This is a genomic window from Stenotrophomonas sp. YAU14D1_LEIMI4_1 (assembly GCF_003086815.1).
Classification (GTDB): domain Bacteria; phylum Pseudomonadota; class Gammaproteobacteria; order Xanthomonadales; family Xanthomonadaceae; genus Stenotrophomonas.
The window spans coordinates 1,332,556-1,346,583 of record NZ_CP025997.1; the positions used below are offsets into that span (position 1 = coordinate 1,332,556).

Here is a 14,028-nt window from a genome sequence, read left to right on the forward strand (position 1 = left end):
AAAGGCACCGGGGGATTGCAGTCAGCGCACGGCCAGGGTCAGCAGCAGGGCGCGCGCGGCGTTGAAACGGTCTTCCGGCAACGGCAGCGGGTGCTTGATGCGCAGCTTGTCCGGCCCTTCCATTGCGTACAGGTTGGGCTGCTTCTGGATCAGCTGGATCACCGCCATCGGGTCGATGTTCGGTTTGGATTCGAACACGATGCGGCCGCCGTTCTCGCCAAGATCCAGCTTGCGGATGCCCAGCGTGTTGGCCTGCAGCTTCAGCTCGGCAATGGCGAACAGGTTCTTGGCCGGATCGGGCAGCAGGCCGAAGCGATCGATCATCTCCACCTGCAGTTCGCGCAGCTCGGCGCTGTCGCGCGCGCTGGAAATGCGCTTGTACAGGGTCAGGCGGGTGTGCACGTCCGGCAGGTAGTCTTCCGGAATCAGCGCCGGCACATGCAGCTCGACCTCGGCACCGCGCACTTCTTCGCCGGCATCCAGGTCGGGCAGCTTGCCCTGGCGGATGCTGCGTACGGCGCGCTCCAGCAGTTCGGTGTATAGGCTGAAGCCCACCTCGGCCATCTGCCCGCTCTGGTCCTCACCCAGCAGTTCGCCGGCGCCGCGGATCTCCAGATCGTGCGTGGCCAGGGTGAAGCCGGCGCCCAGTTCGTCCATCGAGGCGATCGCTTCCAGGCGCTTTTCCGCATCCGGGGTGATCGAGCGGCGGTCGGGCACCACCAGGTAGGCATAGGCGCGGTGGTGCGAACGGCCCACGCGGCCGCGCAGCTGGTGCAGCTGGGCCAGGCCGAAGCGATCGGCGCGGTTGATGATGATGGTGTTGGCGTTGGGAATGTCGATGCCCGATTCGATGATCGTGGTCGACAGCAGCACGTTGAAGCGCTGCTTCTGGAAGTCCAGCATCACCTTTTCCAGCTCGCGTTCGGGCATCTGCCCGTGGGCGATGCCGATGCGCGCTTCGGGCACCAGCTCGGACAGCTCGCGCTGCATGCGGCCGATGCTTTCCACGTCGTTGTGCAGGAAGTACAGCTGGCCGCCGCGCGACAGCTCGCGCTGGAAGGCCTCGCGCAGCAGCGCGTTGTCCCACTGGGTGATGAAGGTCTGCACCGCCAGCCGGTTCGGCGGCGGGGTGGCGATGATCGACAGGTCGCGCAGGCCGGCCATGGCCATGTTCAAGGTGCGCGGAATTGGGGTTGCGGTCAGGGTCAGCAGGTGCACGTTGGCGCGCAGCGCCTTCAGCGCTTCCTTCTGGCGCACGCCGAAACGCTGCTCCTCGTCCACGATGACCATGCCCAGGTCCTTGAACTTCACGTCCGGCTGCAGCAGGCGATGGGTGCCGACGATCACATCGATGGTGCCGGCGGCGACCTTTTCCAGCTCGGCCTTGATTTCCTTGCTGGTCTTGAAGCGCGACAGCACTTCGACCTTCATCGGGTAATCGGCGAAGCGGTCGCGGAAATTGCGGAAGTGCTGTTCGGCCAGCAGCGTGGTCGGCACCAGCACGGCCACCTGCTTGCCGGCACTGGCGGCCGCAAAGGCGGCGCGCACGGCCACTTCGGTCTTGCCGAAGCCGACGTCGCCGCAGACCACGCGGTCCATCGGCTGGCTGCTGGCCAGGTCGCGCAGGGTGGCGTCGATGGCGGCCAGCTGGTCGGGGGTTTCTTCGAACGGGAAGCCGGCGGCGAACGGTTCGTACATGGCGCGGTCCACGTGCAGCGCCAGACCGGCGCGGGCCTGGCGGCGCGCCTGGATTTCCAGCAGTTCGGCGGCCACGTCGCGCACCTTTTCGGCGGCCTTGCGCTTGGCCTTGCTCCATTGCTCGCCGCCCAGCGAGTGCAGCGGCGCGGTTTCCGCCGATGCGCCGGAATAGCGGCTGATCAGGTGCAGCTGGGCCACCGGCACGTACAGGCGATCGCCCTTGGCGTACTCGATTTCCAGGAACTCGCCGGGCATGCCGCCCACGTCCATCGCGATCAGGCCGCGGTAGCGGCCCACGCCATGGTCTTCGTGCACGATGGGCGCGCCTTCGGTCAGCTCACCCAGGTCGCGGATGATCGCTTCGGGTTCGCGGCCGGCACGGCGCGTGCGACGGGTGCTGCCCGCGCGCTCGGGGAACAGCTGACGCTCGGTAAGCACCGCAATGCGCGGTTCGTCCAGCGCGAAACCGTCTTCCAGTGCGGCCACAGTAATGGCAAAGCGCTCGGCGCTGTCCAGGAAGGCCGGCAGATCGGCCACCACCGGCGGCTTCAGTTCGGCCGCCTGCAGCACTTCCAGCAGGGCTTCGCGGCGGCCCGGGGAATCGGCCGCGATCAGCACCCGGCCCGGGTAATGGGCCAGGAAGGATTTCAATGCATCGCCGGCCGGTGCCTCGCGCGCGGCCACCGGCAGCGGCGGCAGCGGCTGGTCACCCAGCGCATGCGCATCGGCGATGCGCGCATGGTCGGCGGCCCACACTTCGATGCGCGAGGTATCGTTCAGGCGCTCGCGCAGCAGATCCGGCGACAGGTACAGCGCCGACGGCGGCAGCAGCGGCCGTTCCACATCGTGGCGGCGCTGTTCGTAGCGCTCGGCGGTCTGGGTCCAGAACGTTTCGGCGGCCTCGCCGGCGCCGGCACAGAGCACCGGCAGGCTGCCTGCGGGCAGGTAGTCGAACAGCGTAGCGGTGCGTTCGAAGAACAGCGGCAGGTAGTACTCGATGCCGGCCGGTGCCAGGCCGGATTTCAGATCCTGGTACAGCGCGCTGCGGCGGGTATCCACGTCGAAGCGTTCGCGCAGGGTGGCCAGCACGCGGGCGATGCTGGCCTCGTCCATCGGCACTTCGCGGCCGGGCAGCATATGCACGGCCTCGACCTTGTCCAGCGAGCGCTGGCTTTCCGGGTCGAAGGCGCGGATCGAATCGATGTCCTCGTCCAGCAGTTCCACCCGCAGCGGCTCGTCGGCGCCCATCGGGAACACGTCCAGCAGGCCACCGCGCACGGCGAAATCGCCCGGGTCCATCACCTGCGGCACGTTGCGGTAGCCGGCGCTTTCCAGGCGGCGCTTCTCGGCCTCCAGATCCAGGCGCTGGCCGACCTTCAGGTCGAAGCTGCCGCCGATCACATAGCTCTGCGGCGCCAGCTGCTGCAGCAGCGTCTGCACCGGCACGATCACCACGCCACGCTTCAGCGTGGGCAGGCGGTGCAGGGCGGCCAGGCGCTGCGAGATGATGTCCGGATGTGGACTGAAGCGGTCGTAGGGCAGCGTTTCCCAATCGGGGAAGGCGACCACCGGCAGCGACGGATCGGCACCCAGCAGGGTGTGCAGATCGGCTTCCAGCTGGCTGGCGCCGTGGTTGTCACGGGCGATGACCAGTAGCGGTGCCGTGTGCGCACGTGCGGCCTGCACCAGGTACCAGGCCAGTGCAGTGGGCGAGGCGGGGGCGCGCCACCAGGCGCGAAGCTGGCCGGCACGGGGCAGCGGCGGGGCGGGGTATGGAGTACGCGACATGGACCGCCGATCTTAACAGATGCCCTTGTCGTGACCGTGTGCGTAAGGTCGCGGTGGCGCCGGGCCATGCCCGGCGAACGTCGCGGTTGGGTAGGCACGCCGGGCGTGGCCCGGCGTCACCTCAATTGTCCAGTTCCAGCACCATGCGCACCAGGCCTTCGGCGCCGTTGGGGTGCGGCACCGGCTTGAAGCCCAGCGAGGCGGCCAGCTGCTTCATCGGCTCGTTCTCGGCGGCCACATCGCCGTACAGGCGGTCCAGGTACTTGCCGCGGCCCCACTTCACCAGCTTGCGCATCAGCTGACGGCCCAGGCCCTGGCCGATCAGGAAGCGACTGATCAGGATCGCGTACTCGGCTTCACGGGTACCGGGGATGATCGAGGCGCGCGCCACCGCGCCCACCACAGCTTCGCCGGCCGGCAGCGATTCGGCCGCGACCAGGGTGATCTCGGTCTTCGGATTGGGGTGGGTCAGGCGCTGGGTGGTTTCCGGCGAAAGCTCGGTGACCGCCTGCAGGAAACGGTCGCGGATTTCTTCCGGCCCGAACAGGCTGAAGGCGGCCTGCAGCGGCGCGCCGTCTTCCGGGCGGATGGGGCGGATCAGCAGCTCGTGGCCGCTGGGAGCCTTGAAGATCTCATGCCAGGGCGGCATGCGGTTGCGAGTGGCCATACCGGGTGGTTCCTTGGTGGTCCATCGATTGTGGCATCCCCGAGGCTGTGTTCCGTGAACAAAAGGCTCACGCACGTACAGCCTCGTGAAGATGGCAGATCGTCGCTTATTCGGCGGTCTTCAGCCAGTCCAGGCGGGTCGTGGCACCCGGTTCGCCCAGGTGCTGGCGCAGCGCCGGCAGGGCCGGGCCGACCACCCGGTCGAACTGCCAAGGCGCGTTGAGCACCAGCATGCCGCTGCCGTTGAGGCGCAGCGGGGAATCGTCCGGGCGCACCAGGAATTCGATGGTCAGGGCCGACTTCACCGGCAGGGCGGTGGCCTTGCGCAGGAAATGCAGGATGGTGCGGCGCTGCTTGATCGGGAACCAGACCGCGCAGGTGGCCTGCGGCCAGCGCGCCAGCGTTTCGGCCAGCGCGGCCAGGATCGCCTGGTACTCGGCATCCTGCGCCTCGTAAGGCGGGTCGATCAGCACCAGGCCGCGGCCGATCTTGCTGCCGTTGACCTTGGGCGGCAGCAGGGCACGCAGCTGGCCGTAGCCATCGCCAGGGTGCACGCCCACCCGGTTGTCATGGGCGAACAGGGCCTTGAGCGAAGCGGCCTCGTCCTCCTGCAGTTCGCACACCGCCATGCGGTCCTGCGCGCGCATGGCCTGGGCGGTCAGCAGCGGCGAGCCGGGGTAGGTGATCATCGCCCCCACCGGGTTGTCGGCCTGCACCGCCTTCAGGTAGCGCTCGACCACCTCGGGCAGCTTGGGCTGGGCCATCAGGCGCATGACCCCGGATTCGGCTTCCAGCGTCTTGCGGCTTTCTTCGCTGGCCAGCAGGTAACGGCCGGCGCCGCCGTGGGTGTCCAGCACGAAGAACGGGCTGTCTTTGCGCTTGAAGCTGTCGATCAGGGCCAACTGCACGATGTGCTTGAGGACATCGGCATGGTTGCCGGCATGGAAGGCGTGGCGATAGTTCATGGGCGGCAGTGTACGGGGCGGCTGCCGCAGCGGCTATGCTGCGCGCCATGACAGCGCCCGTTGCCCATGTGCTGGTGGTCGAAGACGAAGCCGCCATTGCCGAAACCGTGCTCTACGCCCTGCGCAGCGAAGGCTATGCGGCCAGCCACTGCCTGTTGGGCGGGGAAGCGCTGCAGCGCCTGCAGGACGGGGGCATCGACCTGCTGGTGCTGGATGTGGGCCTGCCCGACCTGGGCGGCTTCGAGGTGTGCCGGCGCCTGCGTGCGCTGCCCGGCGCGGTGGCGCAGCTGCCGGTGATCTTCCTGACCGCCCGCAACGACGAGCTGGACCGGGTGCTGGGCCTGGAACTGGGCGCGGACGATTACATGACCAAGCCGTTCTCGCCGCGCGAGCTGGTAGCACGGGTACGGGCGCGCCTGCGCCGGGTGCCAGCGCCCGTCATCGCCGCCCCGGGCCCGGCCGAGGACGGCGGCTGGCGCGAAACCGGCGCCTTCGCGATCGATCGCGAGGGCCGGCGCATCCGTTTCCAGGGCCAGCCGCTGGAGCTGACCCGCTACGAATACGCCCTGCTGGACGCCTTGCTGCAGCGCCCCGGGGCCATCCTCAGCCGCGCCCAGCTGATGGACCGTGGCTGGGACAGCAGCGCCGACAGCGCCGACCGCACCGTCGACACCCACGTGAAGACCCTGCGCGCCAAGCTGCGCGCGGCCGGTGCCAGCGATGACCCGATCCGCACCCACCGCGGCGTGGGTTACGCCCTGCAGGTGTAGCCATGCGGCTGATGCTGAAACTGTTCCTGGGCTTCTTCCTGATCGTGGGCATCGCCGCGTTCTTCGTGATGCGCGTGTTCGTGAACGAAGTGAAGCCCGGCGTGCGCCAGGCGATGGAATCGACCCTGGTGGATGCGGCCAACGTGCTGGCCGAGATGGCCGCCGCCGACGTCAAGGCCGGCACCATCGGCAGCGGCAGCTTCACCCGCAACCTGGCCAAGGCGCGGCAGCGCGACCTGAAGGCCATGGTCTGGCGCTTTCCCAAGCGCGCGCTGGATTACCGGGTCACCATCACCGACGCCCGCGGCATCGTGATCTACGATTCGCTGGGGCGCGACGTGGGGCGCGACAATTCGCGCTGGAACGATGTCTACCGCACCCTGCGCGGCGAATACGGCGCGCGGTCCAGCCCGGAGATTCCGGGCGAAGAAGGCAACACGGTGATGCACGTGGCCGCACCGGTGTACGACCCGGCCGATGGCCAGACCCTGATCGGCGTGCTCAGCCTGGCCCAGCCCAACCGCAGCATTGATCCGTTCATCGCCGCCAGCCAGCGCGCCATCATCGAGCGCGGTGCGTGGCTGATCGGCCTGTCGGCGCTGGTGGGCATCCTGGTAACCGTGTGGCTGACCCGTGGCCTGGGCCAGCTCAGCCGCTACGCGCGCGCGGTGACCAATGGCGAGCCGGTGCCGCCGCCACGACGCCGCCGCGATGAGATCGGCGAACTGGGCCAGGCGCTGGAAACCATGCGCCGCAAGCTGGAAGGCAAGGCCTACGTTGAACAGTACGTGCAGTCGCTCACGCATGAAATGAAGAGCCCGCTGGCGGCGATCCGTGGCGCGGCCGAGCTGCTGCAGGAACCGATGCCCGATGCGGATCGCGCGCATTTCGCGCGCAGCATCGTCGACCAGCAGCAGCGGTTGACCGAAACCATCGACAAGCTGCTGGCGCTGGCCGAAGTGGAACAGCACGGCTGGCTGCAGACCCGTGCGCCGATCGAGGTGTCTGCGTTGCTGGATGAGGCCGCCGGCGCCGCACAGGTGGCCGCGCAGGCGTCAGGCGTACAGGTCGTGGCCCACGCTGCGGCAGGTCTGCGCGTACACGGCGACGGCTACCTGGTGCGCCAGGCCCTGCACAACCTGATCGACAACGCGGTGGCGTTCTCGCCGCCCGGTTCGGTGGTGGAACTGTCGGCACAGAACGAAGGGCAGGGCGTGCGCCTGCAGGTGGCCGACCGCGGCGCCGGTATTCCCGATTACGCGCGCGAACGCGTGTTCGAGCGCTTCTACTCGCTGGCCCGGCCCGGCAGTGGCCGCCGCAGTTCCGGGTTGGGCCTGCCCTTCGTGCAGGAAGTGGCCCGCCTGCACGACGGCCGCGCTGCCCTGGCGGCACGCGACGGTGGCGGCACCCTGGCCGAACTGTGGTTGCCCGCTGGCAGCGCCGCCACGCGCGCCCGGCGCTGACTTCACACTCGCTTCAAATTCGCCACAAACCCCGCTCACCGGCGGCGTCCATCCTGCAGGCCTCTCCAACGAGGATGGACCATGAAATCCCTGAAGATGCTGCTGCGGTTCGCCATTGTGGGCGGCCTGATCCTGCTGCTGCTGATACCCCTGATGATGATCCGCGGCGTCATCAACGAGCGCAGCGCGTACCGCGATGAAGCATATTCGCGCGTGGCCGAAAGCCGCGCCGGCACCCAGCGCCTGATCGGCCCGGTGCGGGTGGTGCCGTGGGTGGAGCGCCAGCAGGTGGAAGTGGTGGACGCGCAGGGCGTGAAGAAGACCGAGATGCAGACCACCGAAGGGCAGTGGCTGCAGGTGCCGACCACGCTGGAAGTGAACGGCGAACTGCTGCCCAGCCAGCGCTCGGTGGGGCTGTTCAAGGTGCCGGTGTACAGCTGGAACGGCCAGGTCAAGGCCAGCTTCGCCGCCGACGATTACCCGGTGAAGGCCGGCCGCAGCTACGGCCAGCCGTACGTGGCGCTGGGCGTGTCCGACGCGCGCGGTCTGGTAGGCACGCCGAACCTGCGCGTGGATGGCCAGCAGGTGCGCCTGCAGCCGGGCGTGGGCGCGGCCGACGTGCTGGGCCGTGGCCTGCATGCGCCGGTGGCCGGTTTTGCCGATGCCGGTGGCGGCACCTTGGCTGCCAGCAGCGTGGAACTGGAATTGCGCCTGGACGGCAGCCGTGCGCTGTCGGTGGTGCCGCTGGGCGACGACAACCAGATCGCCTTGCGCTCAAGCTGGCCGCACCCCTCGTTCACCGGTGCCTTCCTGCCCAACGAGCGCCGCGTCGATGGCCAGGGCTTCGATGCACGCTGGGCGGTATCGTCGCTGGCGTCCGATGCGCAGCACCAATTGCGCAAGGGCGGCGATCTGGACGCACAAGCCGTGGCGGTTTCGCTGGTGGACCCGGTGGACAGCTACACCCAGGCCGATCGTGCGTCCAAGTACGGCGTGCTGTTCATCGTGCTCACCTTCGTCGGTTTCATTCTGTTCGAGCTGATCAAGGCACTGCGCATCCACCCGCTGCAGTACCTGATGGTGGGCCTGGCGCTGGCGATCTTCTTCCTGCTGCTGATCAGCCTGTCCGAGCACATCGCGTTCTGGCTGGCCTACCTGGTCTCGGCCGTGGCCTGCATCGGGCTGCAGGCGGTGTACCTGGCCAACGTGCTGGGGCACTGGAAGCGCGGGCTGGGCTTTGCGGCGATGCTGACGCTGCTGTACGGCGCGCTGTACGGGCTGCTGGTTTCGGAAAACAACGCGCTGTTGATGGGTTCGCTGCTGCTGTTCGCGATCCTGGCCGTGGCGATGTGGGTGACCCGCCGCGTGGACTGGTACGCGCTGGGCAGCGAGCTGAAGTAAGGAGCACACCATGGGCTGGCGCCAGGGATTGCGGCAACGGGCAAAGCAGGGCATTCCCGCGCTGCTGGAAGTGGATGCACTGCTGCAGGCACATGGTGTGCTGGCGGCCCTGCCGGGGGCACGGATCGCCCCCGGCCTGGTCCGCTTCCAGCTGGCCGCGGTGACCTGCCAGGGCCTGCAGCAGCAAGGTCTGCAGTGGTTGGCCAGCGCCCGCCATGGCCGCGGCGCACTGGCCGGGCGGGTGCCGCGCTACCGGCCCTGGCAGGCCGGCGCGGCCGCGCTGCAGGCCATCGGCATTGACGGGCTGCCGGCGGACTGGCCGGCGCACGCATCGGTCTACGGTTGCAGCAGCATCGACCAGCAGCACTGGTTGCTGCTGCTGCCGGACCGGGCGCAGCTGTGGCTGGGCTGGCGCGGGTGATCCGGCTGTTCATCCACGCATGGCGTGGATCTACTGGCAGAAACCCAGCACCCTGGTGGGTGCGAACCTTGGTTCGCACGCGTCATCCACGCATGGCGTGGATCTACTGTGCGTCAGGGCCACCGCCCATGACCGATGGGACGGGGGGCACGCACCGCCGCTGGCTAGACTCGAAGGCTTGATGATCGAGCCTAAGGGCAGGGGTACGGCGTGGTGAAGTGGAGTGGGCTGAAGTGGGGTGTGCTGGCCGCAGCCCTGGTGATGGGCGGCAATGCAGGGGCGCAGCAGCGCGAAGCGGTCGACCTGGACATGGTCAGCCGTATCCGCCAGGAGGCGTTCCACCGCTCGCAGGTGATGGATACCTTCAGCTATCTCACCGAACGCATCGGCCCGCGCCTGACCAATTCGCCGGCGATGGGCCGCGCCAACACCTGGACCCGCGGCAAGTTCAGCGAGTGGAAGCTGGACAACGTGCACGACGAAGCCTTCGATGACTTCGGCCGCGGCTGGGAGTTCACCTCGGCCAGCGTGGAAATGCTGGGCGACCGCGTGCAACCGCTGCATGCCCTGCCCAAGGCGTGGACGCCGGGCACGAACGGGCCGGTGGAAGGCGAACTGCTGCAGGTTGAGATCAAGAAGCCGGAGGACATCGAGAAGTACCGCGGCAAGCTGCGCGGGAAGATCCTGCTGCTGGGCGAAGCGCGTGAGTACAAGCGCGGCACCGAGGCCGATTCGCACCGCCACGACGCCACCTCGCTGGAAGGCCTGCAGGAATTCACCCTGCCCAAGGATGCCGCCGCCGAGCGGGCCAAGCGGGTGAAGGAATACAAGGAGCGCCAGGAACTGGCGGCCAAGGTCAATGCGTTCTTCGTGGAAGAGGGCGCGCTGGCCTCGATCAGCATCAGCAGCTGGGACAATGGCATCATCCGCGTGGCCGGTGGCGGTTCGCGCAAGGCCGGCGAATCGGCGGGCATTCCCGAGCTGGCGATGATCGCCGAGCACTTCAATCCGCTGGTACGCGCGCAGGCGGCCAAGCAGAGCGTGCGCCTGCGCGTGGATGTGGCCGCTCGCTTCACCGACGAAGCCGACCAGCCCGGCTACAACACGCTGGCCGAGATCCGTGGCAGCAGCAAGCCCGATGAAGTGGTGATGATCGGTGCGCATCTGGATTCGTGGCACAGCGGCACCGGCGCGGCCGACAACGCCGCCGGCGTGGCGGTGATGATGGAGGCCATGCGCATCCTCAAGGCCACCGGCGCCAAGCCCAAGCGCACCATCCGGGTGGCGCTGTGGAGTGGCGAGGAACAGGGCCTGATCGGTTCGCAGGCCTATGTGGCCAAGCACTTCGGCCGCTTCCCCGAACCCACAGACGCAGCGCAGAAGGCATTGCCGGCCTCGCTGCGCGAGCCCACCGGCGCGCTGCAGAAGACCCGCGATTACAGCAAGTTCCAGGTCTACTTCAACATGGACAACGGTTCGGGCCGCTTCCGTGGCATCTACGCCCAGGAAAACCTGGCGGCCATGCCGATCTTCGAGGCCTGGCTGGCGCCGTTCCACGATGTGGGCGCCACCACCGTGGCCACCCGCAACACCGGCAGCACCGACCACATCAGCTTCGACCGCATCGGCCTGCCCGGCTTCCAGTTCATCCAGGACCGGCTGGACTACTTCACCAACGTCCACCACAGCCATCTGGACACCTGGGACCACGCCGAACCGGACGATCTGAAGCAGGCGGCGGCCATCGTGGCCTCGTTCGCCTACAACGCGGCGATGCGCGAGGCCTCGTTCCCGCGCAAGGCTGAGCCGCAGCCCTGAGAAAGCGGGCAGGAGGGGCCGGACGCGTCCGCCTCTCCTTGCCCTTGCGGGGCTGGTGGTAAAATCGGCGGATTCCCGTTCCCCGAGCGCCCCATGATCTGCCGCACCCGCTTCGCCCCCAGCCCCACCGGTTACCTGCACATCGGCGGTGCCCGCACCGCGCTGTACTGCTGGCTGGAGGCCCGCCACCGTGGCGGCGAGTTCGTGCTGCGCATCGAAGACACCGACCGTGAACGCAGCACCCAGGGCGCGATCGACGCGATCCTGGAGGCGATGGACTGGCTGGGCCTGGACTACGACGTCGGCCCGATCTACCAGACCGACCGCGTGGCCCGTTACCTGGAAGTGGCCGAACAGCTGGTGGCCGACGGCAAGGCGTACTACGCCTACGAAACCCGCGAAGAGCTGGACGCGATGCGCGAGGCCGCCATGGCCAAGCAGGAAAAGCCGCGCTACAACGGCGCCGCGCGCGACCTGGGCCTGCCGCGCAAGGACGACCCGAACCGCGTCATCCGCTTCAAGAACCCGCTGGATGGCACGGTGGTGTTCGACGACCTGATCAAGGGCCGCATCGAGATCGCCAACAGCGAGCTGGATGACATGGTCATCTTCCGCCCGGACGGCTACCCCACCTACAACTTCGCGGTGGTGGTGGACGACTGGGACATGGGCATCAGCGAGGTCATCCGCGGCGACGACCACATCAACAACACCCCGCGCCAGATCAATCTGTACGAAGGCATCGGCGCGCCGGTGCCGAAGTTCGGCCACATGCCGATGATCCTGGACGAGCAGGGCGCCAAGCTGTCCAAGCGCACCGGTGCGGCCGACGTGATGCAGTACAAGGACGCCGGCTACCTGCCCGACGCCCTGCTGAGCTACCTGGCCCGCCTGGGCTGGTCGCATGGTGACCAGGAACTGTTCAGCCGCCAGGAGCTGATCGACCTGTTCGACGTGACCAACTGCAATTCCAAGGCCTCGCGCCTGGACATGGCCAAGCTGGGCTGGGTCAACCAGCACTTCCTGAAGACCGAAGAAGCGGCCAGCATCGTGCCGCACCTGGTCTACCAGCTGGAAAAGCTGGGCCTGGACGTGGCCGCCGGCCCGGCCCCGGTGGACGTGGTGATTGCCCTGCGCGAGCGCGTGCAGACCCTGAAGGAAATGGCCGAGAAGGCCGTGGTCTGGTACCAGCCGCTGACCGAGTACGACGAGGCGGCCGTGGCCAAGCACTTCAAGGCCGGCGCCGAACTGCCGCTGGGCAAGGCCCGCGAGCTGCTGGCCGCGCTGCCGGAATGGACCGCCGAGGCCGTGGGCGTGGCCCTGCACGATGCCGCCGCCGCGCTGGAAATCGGCATGGGCAAGGTCGCCCAGCCGCTGCGCGTGGCCATCACCGGCACCCAGGTCAGCCCTGACATTTCCCATACCGTGTACCTGGCCGGCCGCGAGCAGGCCTTGAAACGCATCGATGTGGCCATTACCAAGGTAGCAACGGCCTGAGCCCTGCGGCCCAGCCCCGAACCGGAGAACGCGCATGCCCGCCAAACCTGCTTCTGCCTGTACCGCCCCGCACCACCACGTCCACGACGCATCGGATTTCGTGGCGGTGGTCGAGCGTGTCTCGCGCGAGCGCGGGCTGCGCCTGACCCCGATCCGCGCCAACGTGCTGAAGCTGATTGCCGAGGCTGGCAAGCCGGTGAAAGCCTACGAGCTGCTGGAATGGGTGCGCAGCGGCAAGGGCGTGGGCGCCGACGCCCCGCCCACCGTGTACCGCGCACTGGATTTCCTGATGGCCAATGGCTTCGTGCACAAGCTGGAATCGGTGAATGCCTTCGTGGCCTGCCACCATCCCAGCAGCGCGGCGCACTCGGTGCCCTTCCTGATCTGCAACAGCTGCCACAGCGCGGTGGAACTGGAAGACCGCGAAATCGTCACCCAGCTGGAAAAGCGCGCCAAGGAGCTGGGCTTCCAGCCGCAGGCGCAGACACTGGAAGTGCACGGCCTCTGCGCGCGCTGCGCAGGCTGACAGGCCTGCATCCTGGGGTCAGAGCCCTTTTGCCAAGGCAAAAGGGATCTGACCCCTTCTCACAAACGCTGCCGCAACCGCTTTAGCGCCACCTTGCGCGCAGCAATCAATTCCGCATCCTCCACTACCAGCGTTTGCACCCACTGCAGCGCCTCATGCGCGGCCGCACCGCGCACGGCACACAACACCATGCTGCGGCCCTGCGTGGTCGGCGCCTGTTCCCACACACGCTGGACCAGGTGCAGCAGCGCCTGCTGCGTAGCGATTGACACCACAACGGCCTTGTCGAAAGACAGCAGGACATTCAGCGCGGCCAGCGCGCGCGACGGCGCCGACAGTGCATCGTCCTGGCTGAAATCGGCCTGTTCGCAGAAAGCCAACAGCGCCGCCACGGACGCCTCGCTGCGCACATCCTGCAGCACCCCGATCGCATAGGTCGCCAGGAACGGGCTGTCCAGCAGTGGCAGAAGCCCCGCCACGCCACGATGGCCGAACGCCGCACAGGCCCGCGCCCACGGCGCCATCGGTGCGAAGTGCGTGCCATCGGGGTTGTGCTGCACGTCCTCGCGCCAGCCGTGCAGCGCGCACAGGCGCTCGATCTCGGTCGCACCCTCGGCACCGTGCTCGAGCACGAAGCGGATCAGATCCTCGACCTCCACGCTGCCACCATGTTGCAGCGGCGCCGGTCCCTTGGCTGCCTTCCTGGACAGTGCGTTGAATTTCATTGTTTCCGATTGTTCCTGGGGTAAGGCAGTCGAGCAGGGTGGAGTCGACCAGGTAGAGTCGACTCTCAGTCGACTAGCGCAACAATCCCGGAGCAGAAACAGTCGACTGACAGCCGACTCTACCGTGCCGGTTTCGATGGTTCCTGGGCAAGGCAGTCGAGCACGGCTCGACTCTACAAAAACAAAGCGGATCCGCAAGCCCTGCTTTTGACCTTGTTTCTTTGATTCAGGTGGCTGACGCGCACGGAGAATGTCCGTGGCCGGGTGGGTGGGCTGCGCAGGGGCGTGAG

Annotated in this window: 11 protein-coding genes; 7 read left to right on the forward strand and 4 right to left on the reverse strand. The window is 67.9% G+C overall.

Going from position 1 to position 14,028, the window contains the following annotated elements:
• Positions 1-21: 21 nt before the first annotated feature.
• The 3 genes from mfd to rlmJ form a co-directional block, all read right to left on the reverse strand.
• On the reverse strand, positions 22-3,486 hold the full coding sequence (mfd, locus tag C1932_RS06200; RefSeq protein WP_108761564.1) for a transcription-repair coupling factor: 3,465 nt from the start codon (positions 3,484-3,486) through the stop codon (positions 22-24).
• A gap of 121 nt (positions 3,487-3,607) precedes the next feature.
• Positions 3,608-4,153 carry a GNAT family N-acetyltransferase gene (locus C1932_RS06205; RefSeq protein ID WP_019659177.1) on the reverse strand — a complete coding sequence of 182 codons (546 nt, stop codon included), beginning with the start codon at positions 4,151-4,153 and terminating at the stop codon, positions 3,608-3,610.
• A gap of 106 nt (positions 4,154-4,259) precedes the next feature.
• A complete protein-coding gene (rlmJ, locus tag C1932_RS06210; RefSeq protein ID WP_108761565.1) occupies positions 4,260-5,117 on the reverse strand; it encodes a 23S rRNA (adenine(2030)-N(6))-methyltransferase RlmJ in 858 nt (285 codons plus the stop codon).
• 35 nt (positions 5,118-5,152) lie between these two features.
• On the opposite strand from rlmJ, the gene creB reads away from it, so the two are divergent.
• The 7 genes from creB (at position 5,153) to C1932_RS06245 (ending at position 13,013) form a co-directional block, all read left to right on the forward strand.
• A complete protein-coding gene (creB, locus tag C1932_RS06215; protein ID WP_108761566.1) occupies positions 5,153-5,887 on the forward strand; it encodes a two-component system response regulator CreB in 735 nt (244 codons plus the stop codon).
• A 2-nt stretch (positions 5,888-5,889) separates the two neighbouring features.
• On the forward strand, positions 5,890-7,350 hold the full coding sequence (gene creC, locus C1932_RS06220; RefSeq protein WP_108761567.1) for a two-component system sensor histidine kinase CreC: 1,461 nt from the start codon (positions 5,890-5,892) through the stop codon (positions 7,348-7,350).
• 81 nt (positions 7,351-7,431) lie between these two features.
• Positions 7,432-8,751, forward strand: a complete 1,320-nt coding sequence (gene creD, locus C1932_RS06225; RefSeq protein ID WP_108761568.1) for a cell envelope integrity protein CreD — start codon at positions 7,432-7,434, stop codon at positions 8,749-8,751.
• A 10-nt stretch (positions 8,752-8,761) separates the two neighbouring features.
• A complete protein-coding gene (locus tag C1932_RS06230) occupies positions 8,762-9,172 on the forward strand; it encodes a hypothetical protein (RefSeq protein WP_108761569.1) in 411 nt (136 codons plus the stop codon).
• Positions 9,173-9,433: 261 nt separating this feature from the next.
• Entirely contained in the window at positions 9,434-10,990 is a 1,557-nt protein-coding gene (locus C1932_RS06235) for a M20/M25/M40 family metallo-hydrolase (RefSeq protein WP_108763364.1), read from the forward strand.
• A gap of 93 nt (positions 10,991-11,083) precedes the next feature.
• Positions 11,084-12,487 (forward strand): glutamate--tRNA ligase, encoded by a 1,404-nt coding sequence (gene gltX, locus C1932_RS06240; protein WP_108752550.1) that lies wholly within the window; start codon positions 11,084-11,086, stop codon positions 12,485-12,487.
• 34 nt (positions 12,488-12,521) lie between these two features.
• On the forward strand, positions 12,522-13,013 hold the full coding sequence (locus tag C1932_RS06245; RefSeq protein ID WP_108749015.1) for a Fur family transcriptional regulator: 492 nt from the start codon (positions 12,522-12,524) through the stop codon (positions 13,011-13,013).
• A gap of 59 nt (positions 13,014-13,072) precedes the next feature.
• On the opposite strand, the gene C1932_RS06250 is transcribed toward C1932_RS06245, so the two are convergent.
• On the reverse strand, positions 13,073-13,738 hold the full coding sequence (locus C1932_RS06250) for a hypothetical protein (RefSeq protein WP_108761570.1): 666 nt from the start codon (positions 13,736-13,738) through the stop codon (positions 13,073-13,075).
• Positions 13,739-14,028: the final 290 nt, after the last annotated feature.

What these genes read in the sequence shown, in the direction of transcription:
- C1932_RS06205 (WP_019659177.1), bottom strand. Translation starts at nt 4,153, where the DNA reads ATGGCCACTCGCAACCGCATGCCGCCCTGGCATGAGATCTTCAAGGCT.
- C1932_RS06250 (WP_108761570.1), bottom strand. Translation starts at nt 13,738, where the DNA reads ATGAAATTCAACGCACTGTCCAGGAAGGCAGCCAAGGGACCGGCGCCG.
- creB (WP_108761566.1), top strand. Translation starts at nt 5,153, where the DNA reads ATGCTGCGCGCCATGACAGCGCCCGTTGCCCATGTGCTGGTGGTCGAA.
- C1932_RS06230 (WP_108761569.1), top strand. Translation starts at nt 8,762, where the DNA reads ATGGGCTGGCGCCAGGGATTGCGGCAACGGGCAAAGCAGGGCATTCCC.
- creC (WP_108761567.1), top strand. Translation starts at nt 5,890, where the DNA reads ATGCGGCTGATGCTGAAACTGTTCCTGGGCTTCTTCCTGATCGTGGGC.
- C1932_RS06235 (WP_108763364.1), top strand. Translation starts at nt 9,434, where the DNA reads ATGGGCGGCAATGCAGGGGCGCAGCAGCGCGAAGCGGTCGACCTGGAC.
- mfd (WP_108761564.1), bottom strand. Translation starts at nt 3,486, where the DNA reads ATGTCGCGTACTCCATACCCCGCCCCGCCGCTGCCCCGTGCCGGCCAG.
- gltX (WP_108752550.1), top strand. Translation starts at nt 11,084, where the DNA reads ATGATCTGCCGCACCCGCTTCGCCCCCAGCCCCACCGGTTACCTGCAC.
- rlmJ (WP_108761565.1), bottom strand. Translation starts at nt 5,117, where the DNA reads ATGAACTATCGCCACGCCTTCCATGCCGGCAACCATGCCGATGTCCTC.
- creD (WP_108761568.1), top strand. Translation starts at nt 7,432, where the DNA reads ATGAAATCCCTGAAGATGCTGCTGCGGTTCGCCATTGTGGGCGGCCTG.
- C1932_RS06245 (WP_108749015.1), top strand. Translation starts at nt 12,522, where the DNA reads ATGCCCGCCAAACCTGCTTCTGCCTGTACCGCCCCGCACCACCACGTC.